At 64.3% G+C, this 25,359-nt stretch carries 20 protein-coding genes; 10 read left to right on the forward strand and 10 right to left on the reverse strand.

Going from position 1 to position 25,359, the window contains the following annotated elements; genetic code table 11:
• Positions 1-399 precede the first annotated feature (399 nt).
• Positions 400-1,395: a hypothetical protein gene (locus EA187_RS19570; RefSeq protein WP_164856418.1), complete on the reverse strand. Its 996-nt coding sequence runs from the start codon at positions 1,393-1,395 to the stop codon at positions 400-402.
• Between the two features lie 175 nt (positions 1,396-1,570).
• On the opposite strand from EA187_RS19570, the gene EA187_RS19575 reads away from it, so the two are divergent.
• The 8 genes from EA187_RS19575 to ubiE all read left to right on the forward strand — a co-directional run bounded on the left by EA187_RS19575 (position 1,571) and on the right by ubiE (position 8,005).
• Positions 1,571-2,731, forward strand: coding sequence for a phosphopentomutase (locus EA187_RS19575; protein ID WP_127781407.1), 1,161 nt, complete (start codon positions 1,571-1,573; stop codon positions 2,729-2,731).
• A 267-nt stretch (positions 2,732-2,998) separates the two neighbouring features.
• Positions 2,999-3,172 carry a hypothetical protein gene (locus tag EA187_RS20505; protein ID WP_164856419.1) on the forward strand — a complete coding sequence of 58 codons (174 nt, stop codon included), beginning with the start codon at positions 2,999-3,001 and terminating at the stop codon, positions 3,170-3,172.
• Positions 3,173-3,209: 37 nt separating this feature from the next.
• Complete coding sequence (locus EA187_RS19580) at positions 3,210-3,752, forward strand: RNA polymerase sigma factor (RefSeq protein WP_164856420.1); 543 nt, start codon at positions 3,210-3,212, stop codon at positions 3,750-3,752.
• Between the two features lie 49 nt (positions 3,753-3,801).
• Positions 3,802-4,173 carry a hypothetical protein gene (locus tag EA187_RS19585; protein ID WP_127781393.1) on the forward strand — a complete coding sequence of 124 codons (372 nt, stop codon included), beginning with the start codon at positions 3,802-3,804 and terminating at the stop codon, positions 4,171-4,173.
• Between the two features lie 2 nt (positions 4,174-4,175).
• On the forward strand, positions 4,176-4,427 hold the full coding sequence (locus EA187_RS19590) for a hypothetical protein (protein WP_127781394.1): 252 nt from the start codon (positions 4,176-4,178) through the stop codon (positions 4,425-4,427).
• Positions 4,428-5,108: 681 nt separating this feature from the next.
• The gene (locus EA187_RS19600) at positions 5,109-6,434 is read left to right on the forward strand and encodes a sensor histidine kinase (RefSeq protein ID WP_115608371.1); all 1,326 of its coding nucleotides are present in this window, start codon (positions 5,109-5,111) and stop codon (positions 6,432-6,434) included.
• 36 nt (positions 6,435-6,470) lie between these two features.
• Complete coding sequence (locus EA187_RS19605; RefSeq protein WP_127781396.1) at positions 6,471-7,262, forward strand: LytR/AlgR family response regulator transcription factor; 792 nt, start codon at positions 6,471-6,473, stop codon at positions 7,260-7,262.
• Positions 7,263-7,264: 2 nt separating this feature from the next.
• Positions 7,265-8,005: a bifunctional demethylmenaquinone methyltransferase/2-methoxy-6-polyprenyl-1,4-benzoquinol methylase UbiE gene (gene ubiE / locus EA187_RS19610; RefSeq protein ID WP_206524435.1), complete on the forward strand. Its 741-nt coding sequence runs from the start codon at positions 7,265-7,267 to the stop codon at positions 8,003-8,005.
• Between the two features lie 206 nt (positions 8,006-8,211).
• Here ubiE and EA187_RS19615 read toward each other — a convergent pair whose 3' ends face one another.
• Positions 8,212-10,548 carry a DUF1156 domain-containing protein gene (locus EA187_RS19615; RefSeq protein ID WP_164856421.1) on the reverse strand — a complete coding sequence of 779 codons (2,337 nt, stop codon included), beginning with the start codon at positions 10,546-10,548 and terminating at the stop codon, positions 8,212-8,214.
• A 364-nt stretch (positions 10,549-10,912) separates the two neighbouring features.
• Between EA187_RS19615 and EA187_RS19620 the strand changes: the two genes are divergently transcribed.
• The gene (locus EA187_RS19620) at positions 10,913-11,806 is read left to right on the forward strand and encodes a pseudouridine synthase (RefSeq protein WP_127781398.1); all 894 of its coding nucleotides are present in this window, start codon (positions 10,913-10,915) and stop codon (positions 11,804-11,806) included.
• Between the two features lie 790 nt (positions 11,807-12,596).
• On the opposite strand, the gene EA187_RS19625 is transcribed toward EA187_RS19620, so the two are convergent.
• From EA187_RS19625 to EA187_RS19650, 7 genes are all read right to left on the reverse strand, one after another.
• Positions 12,597-13,598, reverse strand: a complete 1,002-nt coding sequence (locus tag EA187_RS19625) for a hypothetical protein (protein WP_127781399.1) — start codon at positions 13,596-13,598, stop codon at positions 12,597-12,599.
• A gap of 311 nt (positions 13,599-13,909) precedes the next feature.
• Complete coding sequence (locus EA187_RS19630; protein ID WP_164856422.1) at positions 13,910-14,779, reverse strand: hypothetical protein; 870 nt, start codon at positions 14,777-14,779, stop codon at positions 13,910-13,912.
• A 271-nt stretch (positions 14,780-15,050) separates the two neighbouring features.
• A complete protein-coding gene (locus tag EA187_RS20510; RefSeq protein ID WP_164856423.1) occupies positions 15,051-15,395 on the reverse strand; it encodes a hypothetical protein in 345 nt (114 codons plus the stop codon).
• 168 nt (positions 15,396-15,563) lie between these two features.
• Entirely contained in the window at positions 15,564-15,902 is a 339-nt protein-coding gene (locus EA187_RS20515; RefSeq protein ID WP_164856424.1) for a hypothetical protein, read from the reverse strand.
• A gap of 1,502 nt (positions 15,903-17,404) precedes the next feature.
• Positions 17,405-18,034 carry a hypothetical protein gene (locus EA187_RS19640; protein WP_115608384.1) on the reverse strand — a complete coding sequence of 210 codons (630 nt, stop codon included), beginning with the start codon at positions 18,032-18,034 and terminating at the stop codon, positions 17,405-17,407.
• A gap of 86 nt (positions 18,035-18,120) precedes the next feature.
• Entirely contained in the window at positions 18,121-19,290 is a 1,170-nt protein-coding gene (locus EA187_RS19645) for a THUMP domain-containing protein (protein ID WP_164856425.1), read from the reverse strand.
• A 227-nt stretch (positions 19,291-19,517) separates the two neighbouring features.
• On the reverse strand, positions 19,518-21,029 hold the full coding sequence (locus EA187_RS19650) for a sigma-54-dependent transcriptional regulator (RefSeq protein WP_127781402.1): 1,512 nt from the start codon (positions 21,027-21,029) through the stop codon (positions 19,518-19,520).
• Between the two features lie 265 nt (positions 21,030-21,294).
• On the opposite strand from EA187_RS19650, the gene EA187_RS19655 reads away from it, so the two are divergent.
• A complete protein-coding gene (locus tag EA187_RS19655) occupies positions 21,295-21,579 on the forward strand; it encodes a YiaA/YiaB family inner membrane protein (protein WP_115608389.1) in 285 nt (94 codons plus the stop codon).
• A gap of 58 nt (positions 21,580-21,637) precedes the next feature.
• Here EA187_RS19655 and EA187_RS19660 read toward each other — a convergent pair whose 3' ends face one another.
• Positions 21,638-25,336, reverse strand: a complete 3,699-nt coding sequence (locus tag EA187_RS19660; RefSeq protein ID WP_164856426.1) for a serine/threonine-protein kinase — start codon at positions 25,334-25,336, stop codon at positions 21,638-21,640.
• Positions 25,337-25,359 lie beyond the last annotated feature (23 nt).

The raw sequence follows: 25,359 nt of genomic DNA on the forward strand, positions 1-25,359 counted from the left end.
CGAGCGTCGCTCTCAGCCCGCCACGGGTCAAAACATCGGAGCGAGCGCCGCTATCAGCCCGCCACGGATCAAAACATCGGAGCGAGCGCCGCTATCAGCCCGCCTCCACGTGAGAACCTCTCCCCGCCCCTCGCGCTCCTGGTTTGAAAACTCAAAACGCGTTCGCAGCTCTCCGAGCTCGTCTTTTGCAGACTGAACTCGCGTTCGCGACGCTCGCTATCGTCGCGTAAAGCAGGTCGGTCGCGACCGCGACACTCGCCCACACGATGATCCGCACGTCAACGCGTTCGCGACGCTCGATCGCATGTATTAAGAACCCAAAGCCCCGCCAACAACCACCGATCGCGTGTTTTAGAAACCCAGAACGCCTTCCCGACCGCCGATCTCACCTTTTGGGCGTCAAAAGGGAATCGAGAGCTCCAGATAGGCCGGATGCGCCGGATAGCGCGCCGGCCAGGGCTCGTCGCGGTAGAGCTGGAGGAGATCGCGACGCAGCCCGTCTTCCACCACCCGCATCGCATCGCGGTTAAAGCGGTGAGCGCCGCCCACCGCGCCAAAGATCGTGCCGCCGTACCAGATCGACTCCACCAGCCCGATGAGCACGGCCTGCCCGTAGCGCCCGGCCAGCACCGAGTCGACGATGGCGTAGATGAAGGCGCCGTTCCACAAAAACGCCACAAAGGCGCTCCCGTACTGCCCCAGGTACACATGCCCCAGCCCGGGCACGATCGAGAGCACCCCGGCCAGCGCCGGGCTCTTTCGGGGGATCTTTAAGCCTTCGACCAGCCCGGCGATCTCGGTGGCCTCCTGAGCCAGGGGACTGCGCTCGGGCATCGCGCGCAGCCGTTCGCCGGCCGCGTCAAAGTCGTGGCGCACCGCCTCCAGACGCGCCAGCCCCACGGTGGCGGCGCTGCTCAGCTCCAGGCATTCGCGGATCTCCGGGTCGTCGGTGGGCTCACCCACCCGCGCCACGTAGGGCGCACAGGTGACGATCACCTCCTCAAAGGCGGCCTCGGCCAGCGGCCGCCTGTCCGAGGCCAGGGCGACCTGCCCGTAGTAATACCGTGCCCACCACGTCACGATGATGTCGCGGCCCTCCTTCGCCAGCCGATCGAGCTCGCGGGCCGCCTCCCCGTGCTCGCCCACATTGAAATAGACCCAGGCCACCTTCAGGCGCACCCGCTCGGAGCGCAGGTCATCGGGGGCCTCGCGCAAAAAGTCTTTGTAGGCGGTCAGCGCGCGGTAATAGTCGCCCTCGTAATAGTACGCGTCGCCCCGCAGAAGCCCGGTCTCCGGGCCCTGAAACACGCGGCGCTCCAGGCTCTCCTGGGCGCTCAGCGCCCCGCTCCACCCCAGCACCACGCACGCCACCATCCACACCACGAGTCGTCGCATCACCACCACCTTCATTGAACGTCCCATCAGGTCTGCGCACAGCGGAGATGACCCTCTGGCCATCGCTTAGCCCGCGCGCTAAGTTGGGCGCGCACGCCCCGCTCTCGAACTTTCAGCAGCGCCGGGATACCCCAACCTCAACCCCCGGGACAAGATCATGACCCAGCCTCCCTTTCTGGAAAAACGCGCCGTTCTCATCGTTCTGGACTCCGTTGGCGTGGGCGAACTGCCCGACGCAGCCGACTACGGCGACGTGGGCTCCCACACGCTGGGGCATATCGCCGAGGTCATCAGCGATTTTGAGATGCCCAATATGCGCGCGCTGGGCCTGGGCAATATCGAGGGCATCCCGCAGATTCCCCCGGTTGAGGCCCCCTCGGCCCACTACGGGCGCATGGCCGAAAAAGCCCACGGCAAAGACACCGCCACCGGCCACTGGGAGTTTGTGGGCATCATCCCCGACGAGCCTTTTCGCACCTTCCCGGATGGTTTCACCGACGACATCCTCCAGGAATTCATCGCAAAAACCGGCGTACCCGGCGTGCTGGGAAACCGCGCGGCCAGCGGCACCGTGATCATCAAAGAGCTCGGCCAGGAGCATATCCAGACCGGCAAGCCCATCGTCTACACCTCGGCCGACCCGGTCTTCCAGATCGCCGCCCACGAAGACGTCGTGCCCCTGGAGACCCTCTACAGGTGGTGCGAGATCGCCTACGACATCGTCGTTCCCCGCGGCCAGTCCCGGGTGATCGCGCGGCCCTTTGTCGGCGAGTTTCCCGAGTTTAAGCGCACGCCCAATCGCAAGGATTATACGCTGCCGCCGCCCGACGAGACGGTGCTCGACCGCCTGCAGGCCGCCGGCGTGCGCACCACCGGCATCGGCAAAATCGGCAACATCTACGCCCACCAGGGCTTGAGCGACGAGTTCAAGAGCACCTCCAACGATCACGGCGTCGAGCTCACCATCGAGTGCATCAAGGATCGCAAGGGGCTGATCTTTACCAACCTCGTCGACTTCGACGCCCTCTACGGCCACCGCCGCAACCCCCGCGGCTACGCCGACGCCCTGATGACCTTTGACCGCCAGCTCCCCTCGATCATCGAGGCCCTCGACGAGGGCGATCTGCTGATCATCACCGCCGACCACGGCAACGATCCCACCTACCCGGGCACCGACCACACCCGGGAGTACGTGCCCCTGATCATCGTCGAAAAAGGCCGCACCGAGCCGGGCCGTCCGCTGGGCACACGCGCCTCGTTTGCCGACATCGGCGCCACGCTTGCCGCCTACTTTGGCATCGACTGGGAGGTCGGCGAGGCGATGGCATTGGGGTGATCTCCGGGAATGTCGACCGTCCCTTCAGACGGATATGGGCCGCATACATACGGGCCGATGTCCGTCCCCCGGTCGGACACAGCCGCCGGTCGGACACAGGCCCCGGTCGGACACAGCCCCCCGCAGCGGGCAGAAAATCATCCCTTCACCTGTAAGATCTCCGGGAGAGCACCCGTCTTCTCTATGAAGGCCACCGACGGTCCTTCAACACGGGCCCGGCAACGTGCCCGGCCTTGACCGCAATCGTGCAAAACCCCGGAGAAGACCATGACCGATCTGAGCGAAAAAACCTGCTGCACCTCCTGCTCCTGTGGCCAACCCGCCGTCGAAGGAGGCTGCTGCTGCGGTGAGACCTGCACGTGCGGCCCGGAGTGCGACTGCCCCCCGGAGTGCGGCTGCGCCGACAATCAGCCTTCCTCCCCTTCCTCCTGCTGCTGCTGAAGCGCCTGAACGCATGAATTCCCCCCGGAGTCATTCCATGAGACACCACCCCGACGGAGCCATCGCCGAGTTGATGCGCCACTGGGAGCGCTGGGTGGGGCTGGCCGCGCGCAGCCTTCAAGCGCGCGCCGACGCCGAGGACGCCGTCCAGCAGGCGTTGGTGCGCGCGGCCGAGCAGCTTCACACCCTCGACGACCCCGACAAGCTCGAAGGCTGGTTCGCCACCATCGTGCGCCGCCAGGCCATCGACCAGCTCCGGCGCAGGAGCCGCGACGCCCACAAACGCCGCCGCCTGGCCATTGAGCCCGCCCCTCAAGCCTACCGCGCCCCGGACGATCTCGACCCCACCTGCGCCTGCGGCATCGACGCGCTTGAAGATCTCTCCCCGGCCTACGCCGAGATTCTCACCCGCGTGATCCTCAACGACGAGGCCGTCCAGGACGCCGCCGACGCCCTGGGCATCAGCGACACCAACGCATCGGTGCGCCTGCACCGCGCCCGAAAGGCCCTGCGTCAGGAGCTTTTGGAGCGCTGCGGCACCACCTCCACCCGCGAATGTTTGAGCTGCGGCTGCGCCTGAACCGTCGCCCCACTGCTTCCTGCTCACCGCCTGACCTTCGGTGCCTGCGATGTCCACGATCCGCGTCCTCTACAAACTCCGCTGCCGCCCGGGCGATCTTCCCGAGCTTCAAAAGGCCTGGCGCGCGGTCGTTCAGGCCCACGCCCGCGCCGGCCACCAGACCCTGGAGAGCGTGCTGCTCGTCGATGCCCCCGACGCGCCAGCAGCGCCCGACGACGAACACGCATCTCTGCCCCCCGACTGGATCGTGGCCACCGCCATCTCCCGCTGGCAGAGCCGCCAGGCCTGGGAGTCCCAGCGCACCGATGAGGTCGACCAGGCCGCCTACGCCCGCTTCCGCGAGCTCTGCACCGTCGACGAAAAGATCGTCTTCGAGGAGCTCGACCTCCTCATCGGCGGCCTGCCCCCTGAAGATGCATAAGCATGAGCGCTGAGCCCGATCCCGTTTCGCTGATCCAGGCGATCTTTGGCGTGGATGAAGCGCTCGCCGAAGACATCCTGCTGATCACCCACTGGGTCGACCAGGAGCTGGCCTGCGAGCGGTACGGCTACCCCAAAGACAACGCGATTCCCGCCCCGCTTGCGGAGCGTTTAGCAGACGCGGAGTACGTCGCGCGGTTGCGGGCGGTGGCGTGTGATCATTGGGAGATCGGGGAGGGTGAGGTGCCTTTTTGAGGGTTGGGCTCGATCTCGGGCTCGGACTCGGGCTCGTTCTCGGGCTCGGACTCGGGCTCGGACTCGGACTCGTACTCGGACTCGGGCTCGATCTCGGGCTCGGGCTCGGGCTCGGGCTCGGGCTCGATCTCGGTCTCGTGCTCGAACTCGTGCTCGGGCTCGGGCTCGGGCTCGTGAACCTCTTAACGCCCGCACGAATCGACCCACTTCGCGAACCACCGGCGCCCCACAACCACACAACCACACAACCACCCAACCACAACCCGCGCCCCACCAGCCGCCCTTACAAAACTTCCAACATCGCGAACCACCGCGCACTCTCCGCTTGCCCCACGCCATGAGGGCCCTTAGTATCGGCGGTGGCTTGAGTTCCCCAACTTGGCACTCTGCCGTGTTCGTGCGAGACGCGATTCTATTGAAACCCCGTAAGCAGAGACACGGGGGCGGTCACTGACATGACGCGAACATGCCTCTCGGCAAGTGAGTCGGCGAGGACGTTTAAGAAGTGTTATCTACTGCTCCCACCTGGTGATTACCAGGGTTTCTAAATCTTGTCTCAAGACCGGCACAGTGGTGGATGCCAACCGCGAGAGGCAACCCCCTTAGGTGGGGCGTTGCCTCTCGTGTTTCTTGCCTCGTTTTTTTCGCCCCTCTCCCGGCTGCGACCGCCCCGACGTTCTTATGGAAGCGCTGCACCTGGTCTTAAACCTGCTTGAGAAGGTCTCGGTGCTCGTGGCCCTGGCCCTCTCGCTGCTGCTTCTTCGCCCGGCGGAGGTCTGGCTCAGCCAGCGCGGCGCCGAGGCGTCGGTGCGCCGCCGTCTGTTGCTTGTGCTCTTGCTCAGCGGGCTGGCGATCTGGGGGAGCTTTCTGGGCTTTGAGATCGACGGGATGCAGTTCAACATCCGCTCGGTCGGCGTCATCCTTGCCGGGTATCTCGGTGGCGTGTGGGTGGGGCTGGCGGTGGGCGCAGCCGCCGGGGTCGTCTATGCGATGGAGGTCCCCTCCCACTTCTTCGGGCTGGTCTTTGCCGCCAGCCTGCTTGAGGGCGCGCTGGCCGGCCTCTGGAGCCGCCGCTTCGGCACGGCGATGGCCTCGGTGGCTCTGGGCGCCATCGCGATCCAGGCCATTCACCACGCCGGTCTGGGGGCTATTTTGAGCGGGATCGACACCGCCACGGCTACCTTTCACGTCGAGCGCATCCCGCTGCACAGCGCGAAGATCGCCGCCAACGCCGTGGGCATCCTGCTCTTTATGGGCATGCTCAGCCTTGTGCGCGAGCTGGAGCTCGCGCGCCGAGATGCCACCACCTCCCGCGCCATCGCCCGCGACGCGCGCCTGGAGGCCCTGCAGTACCAGCTCAAGCCGCATTTTTTGTTCAATGTGCTCAATACGCTTTCGTACCTCATCCGCACCGACGCGCCGCGCGCCCGCGAGCTCACCCTCGATCTGGCCGAGTTCCTGCGCTACACCCTGGCCAACGACGCCGATCAGACCACCCTCGACGAGGAGCTTGAGCAACTTCGCCGCTACGTCGATCTGGAGCGCGCGCGCTTCGGCGAGGGGCTTCATTTTGAGATCGACGCCGGCGACGCACTTGAGGTTGCTGAGGAGGTGCGGGTGCCGCCGCTGATCGTGCAGCCGCTGGTCGAAAACGCCTTTCGCCATGCCGCCCGCCAGGGGCGGGTCAGCGTGTGTGTGGAGCTTGAGGCCGACCCGACCCACCTGCATATCCGTGTCCTCGACGACGGCCCCTCACCGCCGGCCACCCCCTGGCGCCCCACTCCGGCTGAGCACACACGCACTTCCCGCGGCGGCGTCGGACTGACCAACGTCTTTGAGCGCCTCTCTCGCTTTTATAACGGCCAGGCTTCCCTTAGCCTGCATCGCCGCGACGACGCCGAAGGCACCGTCGCCACCATCACCATCCCCCGCGACGCCTCCCCACCTCCCCGCACTCGCCTGGGCGACCACGTCCGAAAGAAGCTGCGCGAGGTCGTGGAGCCTTAAGCCTTTCCGATCCGCCCTCTTCCCCGACGTTTGCCTATGCGCGCCCTGGTTATCGACGACGAGCTCCCCGCCCGCGAAGAGCTGCTCTGGCTGCTGGAGCAATGCCCGCAGATCTCGGCCGCCTCCCAGGCCGAGAGCGCAAAAGCCGCGCTGGAGCGCCTGGAGAGTGGCCCCCCGGTCGACGTGGTCTTCCTCGACATCGACATGCCCGGATTAAGCGGCGTGCGCCTGGCCCAGCTCTGGCGCGACCGCCTCGGCGATGAGGCCCCGATCTTCATCTTTGTCACCGCCTACGACGCCCACGCCGTCGACGCCTTTTCGCTGGATGCGGCCGACTACCTGCTCAAACCGGTGCGCCTCGCCCGTTTGCAACAGGCCATTGAGCGCGCCGAGCGCCGCTTACATCAAGGCTCTGCGGCCGCATCCTCCGAGGCCAATGAGACGCTCGCGCCACCGGCCGCTCCCGCATCTTCACCGCTGACCCGCATTTCTGTGGAAGAACACGGCAGCTACCGGGTTATCCCTGTCGACGACATCATCTGGATCGAAGCCGACGAGGGCTTCGCCACCGTTCACACCCCGACAGGCGGCTATCTGACGGATTTCAGCCTGAAATTTTTAGAAGAAAACTTGCCCGCGGAGCATTTTTTTCGCTCTCACCGCAGCTTCATCGTGCGTCTTAGCGCCATCTCGGTTATTGCCCCCACCGGAGCCGGCACCTACCGTCTGCTCCTGGGCGACGCATCCACCGGCGTGCCGCTGGCCCGAAGCCGCGCCCCCGAGCTCAAAGCCCGCATCCCCTGGTCCGCCCATGCGATTGAGGAGTAATTGTGTCTACCACCGAACCTATCTCGACTGACGACGCCGCCATCAAGAAGATCGACGGGGGCGACGGCCGCTTCTTCGACGCCATCGCCGCGCGCTACGACCTGCTTAACCGCATCATCTCGCTGGGGCAGGACGGCTACTGGCGTAATAAGGCCGTCAAGGCCCTGCAGCTTCCCGAAGGCGCGCGCTTCCTGGACCTGGCCACCGGCACCGCCGACCTGGCGATCGTCAGCGCCAAACGCCACCGCGACCTTAAGGTCGTCGGCCTCGACCCCAGCGCCGAGATGTTGGCCAATGGCCGGGTTAAAGTCTCGAAGGCCAACCTCGATGGCCGCGTCGAGCTTGTGCTCGGCGATGCCCAGAACCTCCCCTTCGAAGACAACAGCTTCGACGGCGTGGCCATCTCCTTTGGCATCCGCAACGTGCCCGACCGCCGCAAGGCCCTTCAGGAGATGAACCGCGTGGCGCGCCCCGGTGGTCGCGTCGTCATCCTGGAGCTCAGCGAGCCCCGCACGGGCCTTTTGGCCAGCCCGGCCCGCTTCTACATCCACCACGTCGTCCCGCGCATCGGGGGGCTGATCTCCGGCAGCAAAGAATACCGCTACCTCCAGGAGTCTATTGCCGCCTTCCCCACCGCCGACGCCTTCGCCAACCTGATGCGCGAGGTGGGCCTGACCAACGTCAACGCCTCCACCCTCTCCTTTGGCGCGGTGAATCTCTTTACTGCCAACGCAGGCCACTGATTTCACTCCGAACGACCGGCCGGTGGCGTCGGCGCACCTCGCAAAACACGTGTGACGCTTCCAGCTCCGAAACCTCCGGCCCCACAGCCGGAGGTTTTTTTTGTAGCCTGCGCCCGTCTCAGCGCCGCGCAACATATCGCCAGATTTCATTTATGTATCAAAGAGTTAGCGCACCCCAGAGTCCGACGCATCCATCCCGACACATCTCAGCGGCGACTCATCTCAAAGCCCTCCACGATCCCCTCGACGATGAGCGCCGCGCGTTCCAGACGCTCCTCCCAGCCCACGCTCTCCCCCTCTTCCACCGGCCGTCCGGCCCGGGAGAGGTTCGCCACCGCAGCGCCAAAGAGCGTGCGCCCGCTCTGATCCACGGACATCCCCTCCTCGGCAGCGAGCGCCTGGTAGTCGTTGAGCAACCTGGCGACGAGCGCCGACTCCACCTCGCTCCAGGCCACCTCCGTCGGCCGTGCATGGCGGCGCTTGCCCACCAGCACAAAAGACGTGTTCACCGCCCGCGAGTGCATCGCCCGCGGGCGCTCCGAGCGCTCCACGGTCATGGGCCATGCGGCCACCAGCTCCAGGTCAGCCTCATCAAAGGCCTGGGCAATCGCCGCCCAGGCCGCCACCGCGCTGTGTGCAAAGATCATCGAGAGCACGCCGCCCGGCTTCAACACCCGACGCACCTCCTGAAGCACCCGGGTCATCCCCCGAGTGTAGTAGCGCTGTGCAAGCTGTGCCGAATCATGCTCGTGCCGGTTCATCGTCAACTCCCGGCTCTGATCGGTGGTCACTTCCTCAAAAACTTCCGGGAAGATCCTCCCGAGCGCCAGGCGCTTCCATACAAAGATGCAGTCGGCCAACACATTATAATAGAGGTTATCGAAGTAGGGCGGATCGGTGGCCACCACATCAAAAAAACCGTCTTCAAAAGGCAGCTCGCGCGCATCCGACTTAAGCACCACCGGGGCGTGTTTGAAGTCCGGCACGCTTTTGAGCCCGCGCACAATACGATCGAGCTTATCCCAGAGGTTCGCCGGCGACTCTTCGGTGGGATCGATCTCGGCAAAGTCCCAGACCATGGGGATCCCCGGCCCGCTGAGCGCACGACCGACCTGCTCATTCTGCGCAATCCAGGTCGCAAGTTCGCTGTTCCAGTCCACCAGCTGGTCGATCAGCGCGGAGAGAAACGCCGCCAACGCCCGCGCCTTCTCGGTGCCATGGGACGACTCCCAACGCCCGAACGACTCGCTGAGCAGACGGCACAGCCGCACCAGCGTGGCGAGCTGACGTTTGCTGAAAAGATCCGCATGTCTGGCGAGCCCATAGAGCGAGGGGTTGGTCACCCCCGACCACTGCGGAAGCGTGGCGCCGGGCAACGCTCCGGCCAGCGCCGCAAGATCACTCTCCAACGCCTCATCGAGCACCGCCTCCTCGGGAAGCGCTCCCTCAGCGCGCACATAACTCTTATGCCCCCTGGCGCTGCGACCGGTCGACCGCACCATCGCGCTGAGCTCTTCACGGCCGCTCTCGGCCAGCGCCTCCACCAGCGCCTCACGCTCCAGCGTCGTCTCACAAAAGGGGCACATCACACGCCGACCCGCCCACGCCGAGCCGTCCTCGGGAGGATCACCATGATCGCGCAGCGCCACGAAGTAGCGCTTCGAGACCGGGTCGACGCGCCGAGCCACATGGGTCAGCCGCCCCTTGCGCTTGACCAGCCAGGGCCGCTTCGAGAGCGCGAGCTCCCCGCCGCACTCCGGGCAATCCACCTGCCGGCTCCACACATAGGCGATCGTGCGACCGGCCTCCCCGGCATCCCGCGCCGGAAAAAACGTCGCCGTCTCCTCATGCAACGCCTCCAGGAGCGCTCGCCCCTCCTGCTCCACAAGCTCCGGAAGATCCGCGCCGACCTGCGAATAGTTCAAAAGCGCCAGCTGGATAAAATGCGCCAGCTCGTTGTTATCCACCGAATAGGCTCGCGTCCCGATGTACGCCGCCTCCAGCGGAATGGTTGCCCCGCCGCTGAACATATCCAGCACCCGCTGCTCCCCCTGGCGCATCAGCTGCTCGACCCCGAACTTGCTCAAACCACGGCCAGCCTCGCGACAATAATCCTCAATCAATGCGCGAGCTTGCGACACATTCACATCCCCCTGAATCAAGGATGTCGCCACCACGCCGCACACCGCCGCGAAAGGCCGACGCGCCCACCAGGTAAAGATCGTATGCGGCGTCTTTCCCCGCTGGTAGCGCTCCTTACGGCTGGCCTCACTGACCGCGTCGGAGGGAAAGAAGCGCTCAATCAGGCGCACCGCCGTCGCGTCCTTCGGCCCGGTGCTCTCCTGCAAGCCCAGCTCCGCCAGACTCGGCTCACTGAGGTCCACACCGGACACCTCCTCCACCCCCGAGGATTCGTCTTCCATCCCGACCAGCACGCCCTCCCGATCGGGAAAACGCACCCATTGCAGACGCTCCGGCCCACACTGCGGCTCCAGCACCACAAAATGCGTGCCCAGACATGTGACCTGCTCTTCTTCGGTCATGGCTTTCGTCCTCATCAGGGTTACCAACATAGTTACACAACTAGCCCCGGCAGGGGTATACATATCGAATCTTAGCCACCCCCGATCGTCCGACGGCGTATGACAATCAGAGCCTATGGCGCTCAATCGACACGGAGCCTCGCCTATGACCTACATAACGACTCAAAACTTTACATATTTCAACATTTCTATTTTTTGTGTGATACGCAGGCTTCACCACACTGCGCAACGCCGCGCACCGGCAGCTGCATACTCACCAGCCGCTCCATGACGAGGGCGTTGCCAGAGCGCGGGGGCGCGGCTTAACGTACGCCGCCTGCAACGCTCACCCGCGCCTTCTTTCCCCCGGCCCTCACCCACCGCTATGATGATCCCCCGTCGCCTCGATAAATTTATCGCGGACTGCACCGGACTTCCCCGGCGCGAGATCCACCGCCGCCTCAAGCATGACGTCGTGCACATTGAGCGCCCCGCCCCCTGGGAGTCGCCGCAGGCCTGGCCGGAGACGTTGATCTACGCCGACGATCGCGTCTTCTTTGAGCAGACGCTGCTGCAGCCACGCGCGCCGTCGAGCTACTTCATGCACCACAAGCCCATGGGAGTCGTCTCCACGACCTCCTCCCCCTCCGGCGCCCCCTGCCTGGGCCCGACCCTCGACGCGCTACCGGAGGGCACCTTCCCGGTGGGACGCCTCGACCGCGACACCACCGGCCTGATGCTGATGATCGACGACGGCGATCTCGCGCACCTTCTTCTCCACCCGAAATTTCATATCGAAAAAGAGTACATCCTGCGCATCCCCGGCCTACTTCACCCCGACGATCCGCGCATCGCCCGCGCCCTGGAAGGCGTCGAGCTCAACGACGGGCCGGCCCGTGCGCTCAGCGCCCGTGTCGTATCCTCGGATGAGGATCACAGCCTGCTTGGCCTCATCGTCGACGAGGGGCGCAAACACCTGGTGCGGCGCATGGCCCGTGCGCTCGATCTTCGCCTTCAACATCTGCACCGCGCCCGCATGGGCGAGCTTCAGCTCGGGGAGCTGGCGCTCGGCGAAACCCGGGCGTTGGGCCAGGGGGAGGTTGCCGCCCTCTGGCGCGCCGTCGGCGGCCAGGAACGCGTGATGCGCCGACGCCTGGGCGCTCTCTTTCGCATCGCCGACGACCGCCGCACCGAGGCGCGCCCCGAGCTTCGCCTGGAGCATTATCTGGAACATGCCGGCCAAAAGCTCGAAGATTCACTAAACATTTCAACACCTTAACGCGCACAAGCAAAACACAACCTCGGCCAATGACAGTGCGCCCCTCCGCGATGCCCCGACGTCGGCGCTCCCGAAAAGTTCCGCTCTCAACGCATCTTTTTTCGATCCCCCGGAATGATTCCCCCCCTCTCTGAGCGTTATAGTCTTCGATGATGGCGAGGCTCCCTGAGGGCCTCGGGTTCGAGCTAACCCCTTGAGCCGGCGAGCAAAGCTCGCCCCGACGTCGGGTTCGGGACCGGCACCCGGGAACGGCGTTCGCGATCGAGATAAATCGCGCATTCGACGTGCCGCAAAAAGGAGGTGATCCAGTGAGTAGCGACTGTACCCATACGGCTGGTGAGGTGGTGTCCTGCTAGCAGGCCCCCACGGTCTGGCGTCGTCCCTCTCGCTCCAGGCAAACCCCTGATGGGGTCTACGAGAGAGACGCTCAGCGGCTGGTGGCCGCGACGCTAGTGGTATCTTGACACCACCGCCCCCGCGTAGATTCGGCTCGGCCGGGCCGAGAAGACCTGAGAGCATCCACGCGGGGCCTTTTTTTTCTGCCCCCATGCAACTCGCGAATCGCCTCCACGGCGTCGCGAGTTTTTTCGTTTCTTGATCGACGCACGACGATCGGGTGCCAGGCCTTCGATCTGCTTCCAAATCAAGACGATCGGGTGCCAGGCCTTCGATCTGCTTCCAAATCAAGACGATCGGGTGCCAGGCGACCGCACATGACCTCCTGAACGAAAAAAACGCCCCACCCTTATGGGTGGAGCGTCATCGTTTGCGACCCTGGCGTGTTGCGAGCTCAGCGCTGCTCGACCACCGCATCAAAGATCCACTCGTAATCGTTGAGCTGCGGCAGAATCACCGAAATCTCACAGAGCCCGGGGGCCATTCCCTTAAGCGATACGGTGTTCTCATCAGAAGGCTCCACATCGAAGTTCACGCTGCCATCGGGGCCCAGACAGGTTTCCGGAGTGAGCACCTCCACGTTCATCCAGAGGTTGTTGCACACCGGCCAGATATCGCCGTGAGGCGGACGCGTGATGGGACGCAACAGCAGCTCATCGGTACGACCTTCGTGCAACCGGCCTTCGGCCGTATCGAAATCGAGCACATCCGCGGTGATCACCTGTACGCCCAGCTCACGTCGCGAGCCGGAGTGAGGCGCAATCGTCGACTTCACCAGCACCGGCCCGGGCTGCGTAAATGGCGAGAGATGGAACCCCGCTTCATCGCAGCGTCCACGTCCGGAGACTTCTTCGGGGCTCAACTCCAGACCGCAGGAGCGGGTTGAACCGACCACCATGTCTCCGCCCGAGGAGTAACGTCGAAAGTCCAGCGTCACCGGCGTGCCCACCAGATAGGCGGCGTTGGCCGTGGAGCCGCACACGTGCGCAAGCTCCGCCCGCGCCACATCGGCCACCTTAAAGGTCGTCGCGTCGCTGAAACGCTCTCCGCCCCCCTCGACCTCCACGCTCAAACGCGCCTCGCCGGCACGCCGCCCTGAGAGCACCACCGCGTGCGGATAATCCCGGGAGACGCTCACCTCGAAGATCCCTTCGGGCTCGACCTTCATCTCCACCACGCGATCGACCTGGCGGTCATCGATCCCCTCCAGATAGAGCAGCATGCCGCTACCCACGGCCAGGGGGCGGTTGAACTCGGTGCTGTTGTCGGCGGGCAAATAGAAGAACTGCACGTTGCCCTCTTCGCCCTCCTGCCGAGCACGGTCATCGCAGGCCGTCGTCATCACGACGGCCGCCGCCATCAGCATCATCATCGCTCGGGTGCGCACGCCACTCATCTCTCACTCCTCATGCCGGGTGGTCCATCGTCAGGGCCGATGTCTTACTACGCCGTGAGCCAACGTTGACGCCATGTCTGCTGCATCGAGAGCACCCTGAGCTGCGTTGCAAATCCTCGACGATGCTAAAGCATCGCCTGTGGTTTGCGCCTTGCCCAGGTCACTCTCGAATTCGCATCCAAAGACGTAAAAAATTGCCTCACGGCGTTATAAAGACGCCGCACACTGCCGACTATTCAACCTTTTACAACCCGAGAGGAGCACACTCGCAGCCCGGCGGCAACCCGCCGGCGGGGCCGCGCTGAGATGCATCAGATGAGGTTGTACTGGAAGCCCAGGCTCACAATCACCAGGTTGAGCCAGTTTTTGGTGTAACCATCGCCCGGCCCGGCCTGGTTCTGGGAGGTGCCATCGGCACCGCCGCCCAGGTAACGCACGTTCAAAAACGCATCGATCTCAGGTGTCACAACCACGCCTGCGCGCAGGCTGGCGTCGAGGATCGCGCCGAGCACTTCAGTGTCGGTGCTCCCGTTGACCCAGCGTCCCGGAGCGTAAAAGCCGTCGACCTCGGCACCAAACCACACGCCATTCTCCAGCGTGTGACGCCCGCGTACCTTCAAGATCGGCACCGGCCCTACATCGCGACGTACGCGCCGCAGCGTGCCGTCGCCGCTCTCAAAGCTGATCGTCGCGTTACGAATCTGCAGCGACGCCCCTACCCCGAGCTCCGTGCGTTCCGACTTGATCAGATCAAACATATAGCTCGCCCGATAAAACGAGAACCCGTAGCGCAGGTTCAGGGGCGTTTCCTCGGCAAAGACCGCCCCGTCAGCCACCACCTCGCGCTCGGTAAGCACCTCGGTCTGAACATCGAGAGGCTGGTACAAAAACACCACGTTATGACGCCCCCCGAACTTCGCCTCCACACTCAGGCGCATAAAGGGAAAGAGCACATCCTGCCCCCCCTCCTCCACATAGTCGAAGTAGGTGCCGTCCCGCCCGAACTGAATCTTGTGGTAGACCGGCGAGTTGAAGCCGAGCTCGGCGACAGTCGACACCCGGTAGCCCCGGTCCGACGTGTCCTCCGCCGTCTCCTGAGCGCTGGCCGTCGCCGCCAGCCCCATCACCGCCGCGGCCGAGAGCCCCGCCCACACCTTTGCCATCGATCGCCCATGACCCATCGTTTTCCTCCACTGGAACATCGCGTTCATCATCGATTCACGACCCACCATCGGGCCCATCTCAGAGGTAAACACGTCCCTCCCCACGGACAGCGAACCCACTCCCCGGATGACATGCACCGCGATGTTGCAAAAAAGCACCAACAAATAACCCATTAAAATCGACCACTTACACGAAAGACCGCAACGCACCTGGTATCACCCTGCGCCAAAAACAAAACCCCCGAGCACCGGAGGGTGCTCGGGGGTTCGGCCGCATAGCGCGCGGATTCTAGACGCTTAAGAAGGCGTCAGAGGTTGCAGCCGAAGCTCTCCATCGAGCGACCGGTTTCACCCTGATTTCCTGGAGAGTATCCCCCCTGACCGCCTCCTCGAGCGATGAAGGAGACATCATCTCCCACAGCCAACGTCGACTCATGACAATATACCCCATACGAGCCTCCACCTGCGCCCCCACCACCATAACCTCCGGGGGCTCCTCGCCCACCTTGCCCTCCCATTCCTCCGAGATGCGGAGCAAGGTCACGACAGGTTCCTTCAGAGTCGCAATGGTTGAATGCCGGATTCCCACCAGATCCTCCAACTCCCCCCTGACCACCTTCTCCTCCCTGGCCACCCGCACCGCCTAGATTCCCAACAAAGGAGCTCTCGCTAAGTGTGATATGGCTTCGTAACACACGCAGACCAAAACTCGCTCCTCCAGGCTGACCACCCTCGCCAGCCTTTCCACCACATCCTCCGGAGCCGCCGCCCCCTCCTGCTGACCCAATCAAAAAGGAGATGGTCACATTCTTCTCCAAACCTCCTCCTCCACCTGCTCCTCCTCCTCCGGGAGCGCCATCGCCACCACGCCCGCCCTCTCCTCCCGAAACCCACACATCGTAAAACAACTCTCCCGAAGCCACCCCACCAGCGCCAGCCTCGCCACGTCCCTCACCACTGTCTCCAGTCTCTCCATCTTCGCCCTCCGGAGAGCCACTCTCACCTCGCGCTCCGCCCGCTGCACCTCCTCGCGACTGCCCCGAAGTTGGTGATAAATAACGGAAATTGCCGAAGTAATCATATCCGTACCGACCTGCCTTTCCTCCCTTTCCTCCGCTTGAAACGCCGGGACATTCTTCATTCACCGCCACTTCATCCGCGGGAAGACTTGACGATGAGGAATTTGTCGGAGCACTTCTCCCTCGAGAACCACTGTTTCCCGGCTGACCATCATCACCATCTTCGCCCACACTTCCCGGACCTGGAAGTGCGTCTACGCGATGCAATACAACATCGTTTCCATCTACAATCGACACCCCCACCATCGAACCACCTTTCATAAAATTAGCTCCTGAGGACAACGTAATACTATCAACATATACCCTCCCCTGAACATCGACAACTGACATAGCTTTCATTTCAACACCACTACCTCCATCATAATGAAAAATCGTACGACCTGAAGGTTGTCGCACCCATCCATCAGCTCGATAACCACCCAGAATTTGTATAGCATTTCTAATCAACAATCTCATCGCAATAGGCTGCTCTTCCGGCGTCTCCGCTACAACAAGAGTTCGAATATCTCGGCCATTCGCAAGCTCCAGCGCCGTGGGAAAGTCATTAAAGGGCGCCATTTTGGTGCCGGTTCCTGGTTGCCCTGAGGGGTCTACATATACAATTGAATCACAAACATCTTCTGTAATGTTTTGCACCTCGGGCATATCACATGTGCCCAGGCCAGTTTCCCCCTCACCACAGACGCGCACCCCCAGACCGCAAACTCCACACGTCTCCTCAGCCGCAACCCCGTTTGTGCAATTACACTCACCGCAGAAAACGGACTCCCCACACCCATTGTCGATCAGACCACAGCTGTCGGCCGGGCACTCGGTCACCGTCGGCTCGCACGCCTCATCGCACTCCCCACAATCCATCTGCTCGCCACAGCCGTTATCGACCATCCCGCATGCGTCGGCGCCGCAGACGCTCGGCTCGCAGACCGGATCGTCTTCAGGATCATCATCCTCCGCATCCCCCGGAGCTCCCGCATCCCCCGGAGCTCCCGTATCCTCATCCCCCGCATCCTCGCCAGCGTTGTTCACTGGCGTGTCGTCGGTCGGCGTGTCGCCGCAGGCGCTGGCGGCCAGCGTGAGCATGGCGACGAGCGCAATCCAGATCGTCCATCCCTTCATGTGATGTTGCATCCCTACCTCCTGAGTCGAGCCAGGATTCAGGGCCAACGACAACCAACTTCCAGTGGCCTACGGCGCTCCCGGTGCCGGCGTTTAAGGGGCCGCCAGCGGTTGTTTTAGTCAGACGCCACACACATCGCGCCACGCGCAACGCTGCCTCAAAGCAGGAGATACGTTCAGACTTCGCCCCCTGTAATTTTGAGCAAAGAGATTCGCGCGTTTGCGCGTTCGTTGTGTACGACGTGGCTCGACGATGCCCAAAGCGGCGCGGCGAGTAAAGGGGTTTTGGATATATGTTCAGGTAGGAGCACTGCACGAACGACTATTTGCGCTTTTATTTCAACATCTTAGCGCATGACTTCGTACGTCGTTTTTTTTACGGATTCTCGCAAAAAAAGCGTCCTTCCCCCCGCCGAAACGTGGATCCCCCCTCAACAAGAGTCTGGCTTCAGGGGCTGACTCTCCGACGACGGCTGAGCAGCATCGCCCCTATCGCCGCGCCCAGCACCAGGGCGCCGGTGGAGCCTGCACCGCCGGCCACCGCGCAGCCTCCCCCTCGGGCGCCATCGTTGCGCACCTGCACCGGTGCGCTCGTCTCACCCTCGCGGCCCCAGGCGTCGACCCAGGTGGCGGTGATCGTGGCGTCGATCGGCTCGTACATCGTATCCATGTCGCTCCAGACAAAGAGAACATCCCTGTCCTCCCCGTAGAGAACGAGCGGGTGGGGGTCGATCGTGAGCGTGTCGGGATAGTCGCCCTCGATCGCAAAGCGCAGCCCACCGGCCTCAGGATCATAGCCCTGCACCGAGAGCTTCAAAAAGGCGGTGTCGTCGCAGCTCGTCACCCTTTCGCTGCACCCTTCGCGCTGGGGGGTCTGGGAGCGTTTGATGTACTCCTGACGCAGGGTCACCGCCGGCGGCAAATCGACCGGCTCGGTGGGCTCTTCCTCCAGGATCGTCATCCGCTCCTGGTCCATGCCGATGGAGCACGCCCAGGCAATGCTTACCGTAGAGAGCCCCGCCACGCCCATCGCGGCCAGCCCCAGCGCCATCGTTTTCACCCGCGTATTGCTTCGCATCTTCTCTCCTGAGGCGTCAGGCTATCTCGTTGAGATCTAAGCACATTTCGACCTATACCTGATCAACGCCCGCGGGCCAACCTCACTCAGCGTCGCTCTCGCAACGAAAAATTCAGGAGCACGCACTCGAGCGCGCCGTTGTAGATCGCGTACACCTTATCGGCGCGTACACCGAGTTTAAAGCCCAGCTCTTTGGAGCCCGTAAGCACCGAGGCCTGCCAGCCGCCGAAGCGTCCCTTAAGCGAGTCGCCAAGCTCGCGATGGGTCTGCTCGGCCTCACCATCGGCCCCCAGACGCTCTCCGTAGGGGGCGTTGGTAACCACCAGACCGGGACGCGTGGCGAGCATGGGCGGGGCGATCTCGGTGACCGGACGACGCGAGTAACGAATGATGGCGTCGAGCCCGGCCTTCTCGGTGTTGGCGCGGGCGGTGCGCAGGATCTTGCCGTCGATGTCGGTGCCCACGTAGATGCCGAGTTTGGGGCGGCCGGCCTCAAAGCGCTCCTGGGCTTCGGCCAGGATTTTAGCCCAGACGAGCTCATCATGCTGAAGCCAGCTATCGAAGCCGAAACGCTCGCGCACAAGGCCCGGGGCGCAGTCGGCGGCCATCAACGCTCCTTCGATGAGCAGGGTGCCCGAGCCGCACATCGGGTCAAAAAGGGGCGCTCCCTGCTTTGCGAGCTCGGGCCAACCGGCGCGGATCAAGACCGCGGCCGCCACATTCTCTTTGAGCGGCGCGGTGCCCGAATCGGCGCGGTAGGAGCGCTTATGCAGGCTCTCACCGGCCAGATCGATGCTGATCGTGGCCTCATCGCGCTCGATGTGGCAGTTGATCTTCACATCGGGCTGCCGAAGATCCACCGAGGGACGACGCCCGAAACGGTCGCGAAACTGGTCGACGACGGCGTCTTTGACCTTGAGCGCCCCGAACTTCGTGTGGGTGATCTCGGAGTTTCGCGAGGTGAAGTTGACCGCCAGCGTGCCGTCGACCGAGAGATGCTCATCCCAGGCGATGGTGCGCACCCCTTCGTAGAGCGCCTCCGGGCTGGAGGCGCGAAAACGCTTCAGCTGCAAAAGCACCGTGTTGGCCAGCCGGCTCCACATCACCGCGCGGTAACCCACCTTAAGCGGCCCCTCAAAAAACACACCGCTGACGGTCTGGCGCACCTTTCGGGCGCCCAGCCCTTTGAGCTCCTCTTCGAGGAGTAGCTCCAGGTGTTTGGGGCAGGTGGCAAAAAAGGAGTGGGTGGCAGCCATCGTCATCTCAGCGGGTAGGGAGGAGGTCAGGGGCAAGACGCCCGGCGCGTCGCGCGCCCGGGGTAAAAGAAGGCTGGCTTATACAGCATCGCGCCGGCCGGCGCATGTGTCGCACCCCTCACCCGGGGGCGCAACCATCGACATACAAAAATCATCTGAAGATCAACGACTTACATCCACCCCGGGCACTGCACCTACCCCGGAGCACCGCTGAGGATGCGCGCATCCTAGAGCTCGTCTTCGATGTAGCGGCGCGCAGTGCGACGGTCGATCTCCGCCTGACGAGCGACCTCTTCGTAGGTGCCACTGCGCTCGTAGAGCAGCCGGCAGTAGGCCTGCTGCAACTCCCGCATGGTGAGATCGCCGGCGTCGATGCGCGCGCCCAGCCTGGCTGCGGGCCTGCTGAGCTCGGCCACGTCGGGCGAATCCAGGCGAAGATCCCCGCCGTAGGGCGCCCCCAGAAGCACCCGACGCACCGCCTGCTCCAGCTCCCGCACGTTGCCCGGCCAGGCGTAGCCCTCGGGCACATGCGCGCGTAGAGAAGCGACCACCTCGCCGGACAGCGCCTCATCGGGCTGGCCGAGGATGCGCGCGACGCTATGCGCCACAAGCATATCGAGTTCAGCGGGCTCCTCGATAAGACGCGCGGCCAACGAGGGTACCTCGATCACATCGGAGCAGAGCCGGTAGAAGAAGTCGTCGCGAAAACGCCCCTCACGGCGCGCGCGGCCGATGTCGCGGTTGGTCGCGGCGATCACGCGCCCCTCAAAGCGCTGCTCCTCATGGCCCCCCACCGGCACAAAGACCCGCTCCTGCAACACACGCAGAAGTTTGATCTGGGTGGGAAGACTCGTCTCCCCAATCTCATCAAGAAAGATCACGCCGTGACGCGGACAACGCCCGAACACCCCCTCGTGGGCGTCGATGGCGCCGGTAAACGCGCCTTTTTTGTGGCCAAAAAGCTCCGACTCGATCAGCGTTTCGGGAAACTGCGAGAGGTTTAAGGGCACAAAGAGGTCGGTAAAACTCAGCGCAAAGCGCCCGGCCTGATCATCAAAGGGAATCCAGCTCGACGCACCCAGCACCGAGGCCGCCGCCCCCTTACCACTGCCGGTGGGACCGATGAGAAAGATCGAAAAATCCTCCATCCGATCCCAGAGCCGCGCCTCATAGCGGGCCAGATCGTCGGTAAAGATCGCCTGCCACAATCGGGCACGCAGACGTTGCATCGAGGGGGAGCCCCCCTTGAGGCGCTCGCGCGCCATAAAGAAGGCGCGGCGCATCTGATAAAAGATGCCCACAAAACGCGCGGCGCGCTCCGCACTCATGCCCCGCTCCACCAGGCGGCGCACCACCTCAAGGCCGAAGTTGGCTTTGAGCGGGCGGCTGCCCGCCTCCCGCTGGCGGGCGACCAGATCGTCGAACTCGGGCACGAAGACGTGAAAGGTATCAAAGAGCAGCGCCACCTCCACCAGGTGGCGGTCTTCGCCCTGGAGCGCGTTGAGATCCAGGGGCCAGAGGCGGTCGAGCTCCGCGCGCACCGCGCTCAGTGCGGCGTTGAGCTCCGGGTTCGGGGAGCCGGACGCAAGGGATGAGGTCGCCTCCTGAGCGGGGGTGCGCGGCGTTTGAAGGGTCGCAGCAAGGCGCCGATCGCGGCGCGCGCGCTCTTCGGAAAAGGGGTTAGCAAAGGCCGCGGCGGCCACCTCCCGGAAGAAGGCGCGGGCATCAGAACTCAGCATCTTCCACTCCTACATAAAATGAACATCCTTTGATCACAATATGTATATCACCGCGCAACACTCCAACAAAAGCTCGTCAGCTGCACGCGCGCCACCGACAAAAAACACCCATCAAAACACCATTAAAATCAACCGCTTAAGACCAAAAGACCGCCTGATTAAAAACCATGGCATGGCTTGTGCTCTACGGACGAGACATGGGGCGAACGCATCCGGCTTCGCCCCCGCACCGTGACGGACTCAACCGATACGCCAGGAGCACACCATGGAACATCCGACGGTTCAAAAAGACACCAACGCGTGGATCTTTCAGGTCTGGGCATCCTTTCTGCTGGCCTCAACGATCACCATCACCGGCATCGCGTATCTCCCGGTCGACCTGTGGATGAAGGGCTTTTTGCTGATGGGGGTGCTCTTTACCCTGGGCTCATCTTTCACGCTCTCCAAGACGATCCGCGACAACCACGAGGCTCAGCGTCTGATCAATCGGGTGAGCGACGCCAAGGCCGAGAAGATCTTGCGGGAGTTTGAGATGCGCGATGTGGCCTGAGTCTCTTCGTACGCCGTGAGCGGCGCGGCGATCGCCGTGGCGAGCCTCGCTCATGCGTTCAGACTCTCGAATCGCTCAACGTGATCAGGAGCGCCTCGGCGCGCTCAAGCGCCTCGGAGGCACCCAGAGCGCGATGCTGGGCGATGGCGCTGCGCAGCGCCTGGCGCGCCTCGGTGAGCCTGCCAGCGCGGCGCGCCATCGCTGCGGCCAGCTCAAAGGTCCAGGCCAGGTCGCCATCATGAATGGGCTGGCGCTCCAGGTGGGTGCGGGCCTTCTCGGCGCTGCGCGCCCAGCGCTTCCACTGGCCACGCGAAGCGTAGATCGGAAGCCAGCAGGCGTAGATCACCCCGAGCAGGCCTTCGCTTCCCATGTCGATCACCCGGGGTTGCAGCGCTTTAAGCGCGCGGGCAGCCCGATCCACATCGCCCATCGCCAGCGCCGCGCAGCAGAGGTTGAGCTCAATCGATGCCTCAAAGAGGCCGGCGCGGCGCATCATCTCGACGCCCTGCTCGCAGATCTCCAGCGCGCCGGCGAGCATACCGCGCGCCCGCAGGCCCTCACCGAGGTTGCTATAACACATGGCCGTGGCGTAGGTGTCGCCCTGCTCTTGAAACACGGTGAGGGCCTCTTCGATCAACGCCTGGCCCCGGTCAAAATCGCCATGGCGCATCTCCAGGTTCCCCACGCCCATCTTCGACTTGGCCACCCCGCGCACATCATCCAACGAGGCGAAGATGGCCTCGGCGCGCCTGTACATGGGCAACGCCTGATGATCGTCGCCGAGCCAGCACATCGACTCGGCCTGCAGGTAGAGCGCGCGCGCCAGACCGTCAGCATGCCCCACGGCGTCAAAGGTTGCCGAGGCACGCTCGGCCAGCTCGTACCCCCGCGTCGGATCGCCGGTGAGCTGAGCGAACACCCCGAGCAGGTAGGTATGCTCGGCGCGCTGAAGGGAGGCGTCGGGGTGGTGTGAGGCTTCCAGCGTCTCCACGAAGATGCGCGCCTGCTCCAGAGCACCGGCGGCGGCGTCCAACTCACCAGGTCGCAGGTGCGCCAGGGCGCGCAACATGTAGCTCTCCGCCCAGCGCGGGTCGTTGGCACCGATCCCGGCCGTCCGCAGCGCGCACTCAAAGCGCTCGGCGATCTTCACCCCCTCATGCAGCGCAAACGTGTCGACGGCGAGCCGTGCGCCCTGCCACAGAGGCTCAAGCGCGGCCTCGGGCAACCCGGCTTCGAGCAGGTGATACCCCCGCCGTGCAGCCGAAGCGCCGGGGTGGGCGCCGAACTCCTCCAGCATCGCCGCGGCCACGCGATGATGCGACTGCCAGCGCCCCGCCTCCCGCGCCATCTTCTCAAGGGTCTCGCGCAGCGCACCGTGCATAAAACTCCAGCCGGTGGGATGGCGCTCGATCAGGTGGCGCACCTCCAGCAACCCCGGCAAAACCGGTGGCGATACACATTCGGCAAGCTCACAGGCGCGGCGCCACTGACGCTCCTCAACATCTCGCCCCAGCGCGGCGGCCAGCTCCAGGGCGCGACGCGCACGCTCACTTCCACCAAAGCGCCCGGCCGGACCCTCCAGCTGGTGGGCCGCGATCGCCGCCACCCCCACCAGCTCATCGACGCGCTGGCGCAGCACCTGATGGATATCATCAGGAAGATCGGAGGTGGTGCCTGCGCGCAGCTCAAAGCCGCGCGGCCCCACTTCCAGCACACCACGCTCCACCCAGTCGCCCACCAGCTGAAGCGCAAAGAGCGGATTTCCGGCGGTGCGCTCGGCCACCTGTTCGGCCAGCCCTCGCTCCAGCCCGAGCATCTCTTCGATCAGGCGCTCGTGGTCAGTGCGAGCCAGCGGTGCAAGTCCCAGCTGCCAGGCGCGCTCAAAACGCAGAAGATCGCGTAATTGCTCACCGACCGGCCGCGCTCGAGCCTCCTCGCCCTCCCGCAACGTGGCCACGATCAGCACCGGAAGACCGCCATGAGCCTGCTCATTGAGCAGGTGACGCACAAAGCTCAGCGTGGCGCTGCCCCATTGCACATCATGAAGCACCAGAAGGGCGGGGCGCCGCGCCGTCAGGCGCTCCAGCAGCCGACGCCAGGTCATATGCCGCTCGCTCGGGCGCACCAGGCGCAGCGCAAAAGCGTCGTCTCGAACGTCAGGATCGCAGCCCGGCGAGAGCAGCTCGACAAGCTCAGCCTGATCGCGGGAGCTGGCAGTGTCGAGGTGTCGCGCCATCAAACCCGGCGCGGCCTGATCTTCAAAGAGCTGCCCCACTCTCAGGGCGATCTCATCGCGAGAAAGGCCGGTACAGCGCAGGACATTGCCCATCATTCGCGCCACCCCGTCGCTCGGGCCACCGGTGGGACTGTGACTGGCCTGGAGGACCTCGGCCGCGCCGGTTTCATGGGCACGCTCGGCCAGCCACTGCACCAGCCGGCTCGCACCCACGCCGACATCACCGCGCACCAGCGCCAGGCGCGGCCGCCCCGTCTGATAGACGTCGAGCAGCGCCTGCCAGAGCTGCTCGCGTTCCCCCTGGCGCCCCACCAGCGGGAGCGAACGCAGCCCAAAGAGCCCCAGCCCCACCCCCAGAAGCTGCCCGTCACTCTCCTCGTTGCGGGGTTTTTGCCAGGTGCGAGGCGGCGGCGCCGGGCCCAGATCACAGGCCCGGCGCGCAGCCATCTCCTCGCCCTTAGCCTCCCCCTTTAACCCGAGCCCCCCTCCCCCACGCATCCTCTCCCGCGACACGGTGGGCTCGCCCTCGGCGGGCAGAGCCAACGTGATGACTTCTCTCGACGCCCCCTCTTCAGCCGCATAGAAAGAGGTCGATCCAGCATCGTTACTCGCGCTTGCCTCCTGAGACGCGGGTGCCGCCAGGCGAAGCTGGCGCAGGTCATGGGCCGCATCGGCGGCGCGCTGATAGCGCCCGGCGGGATTCTTGGCCAACAACCCATCAAGCCACCCCTGGAGCCCCTCCGGCACCTCCACCACCGGCGTTAATCTGGGATGAGGTTTTTGCAGCTGATCGCGCAGCACATCTTCTGTGCGCGCCCCTCCGAACGCCGGCTGGCCCAACAACCAGTAGGCCAGACATCCCAGCGCGTAGAGGTCCGTCCAGGGGCCCTGATCGCGCCAGCGTCCGGTGATCTGCTCCGGGGCCATAAATCGCGGCGTGCCGGCCACTCGCCGCTCTCGCACCCCGCGCCTGAGGAGCGCCTCATCGTGGAGCGCAAAGGCCAGCCCGAAGTCCGAGAGCTTCAGCCGCGGGTCCCCGGCTGCATCAGGCACCCAGAGTACATTGGCGGGCTTTAAATCACGGTGAATCACCCCGCGCGCATGGGCATGCGCCAGCGCATCGAGCAGCGCGATGAGGATCGCGCGGCGACGCTCCCAGCCCCATTGCGACAGGTCGGTGCGCTCAAGCGTTCCCACCGCCAGATCCATCGCCAGATAGGCACAGCCCTCAACAAGCCTGCCCCCGGAGCTTCGCTCCAGGCCGGCGGGCACCTCCCCGGAATCAAAGACCCGCACCACCCCCGGATGGTTCAGCCTCGCCACCGCGCGCACTTCGCGCTGAAACGCCTCCCGAAAGCGTTGCGCATCGAGTTGCGCGCGACGCATCACCTTGATGGCAACCGCGCGTCCCTCCCCCACATGACGCGCCTGCCAGACCTGCCCCATCCCCCCGGTTCCTACGAGTTCACCGAGCTCAAATGGCCCCAGACGCGAGGGGGTCTCATCGTGACGTTGACTCACACTATCCTGCTCTCGCGCTACGA

Origin of the sequence: Lujinxingia sediminis (genome assembly GCF_004005565.1) — a bacterium.
Taxonomy (GTDB): Bacteria; Myxococcota_A; Bradymonadia; order Bradymonadales; family Bradymonadaceae; genus Lujinxingia; species Lujinxingia sediminis.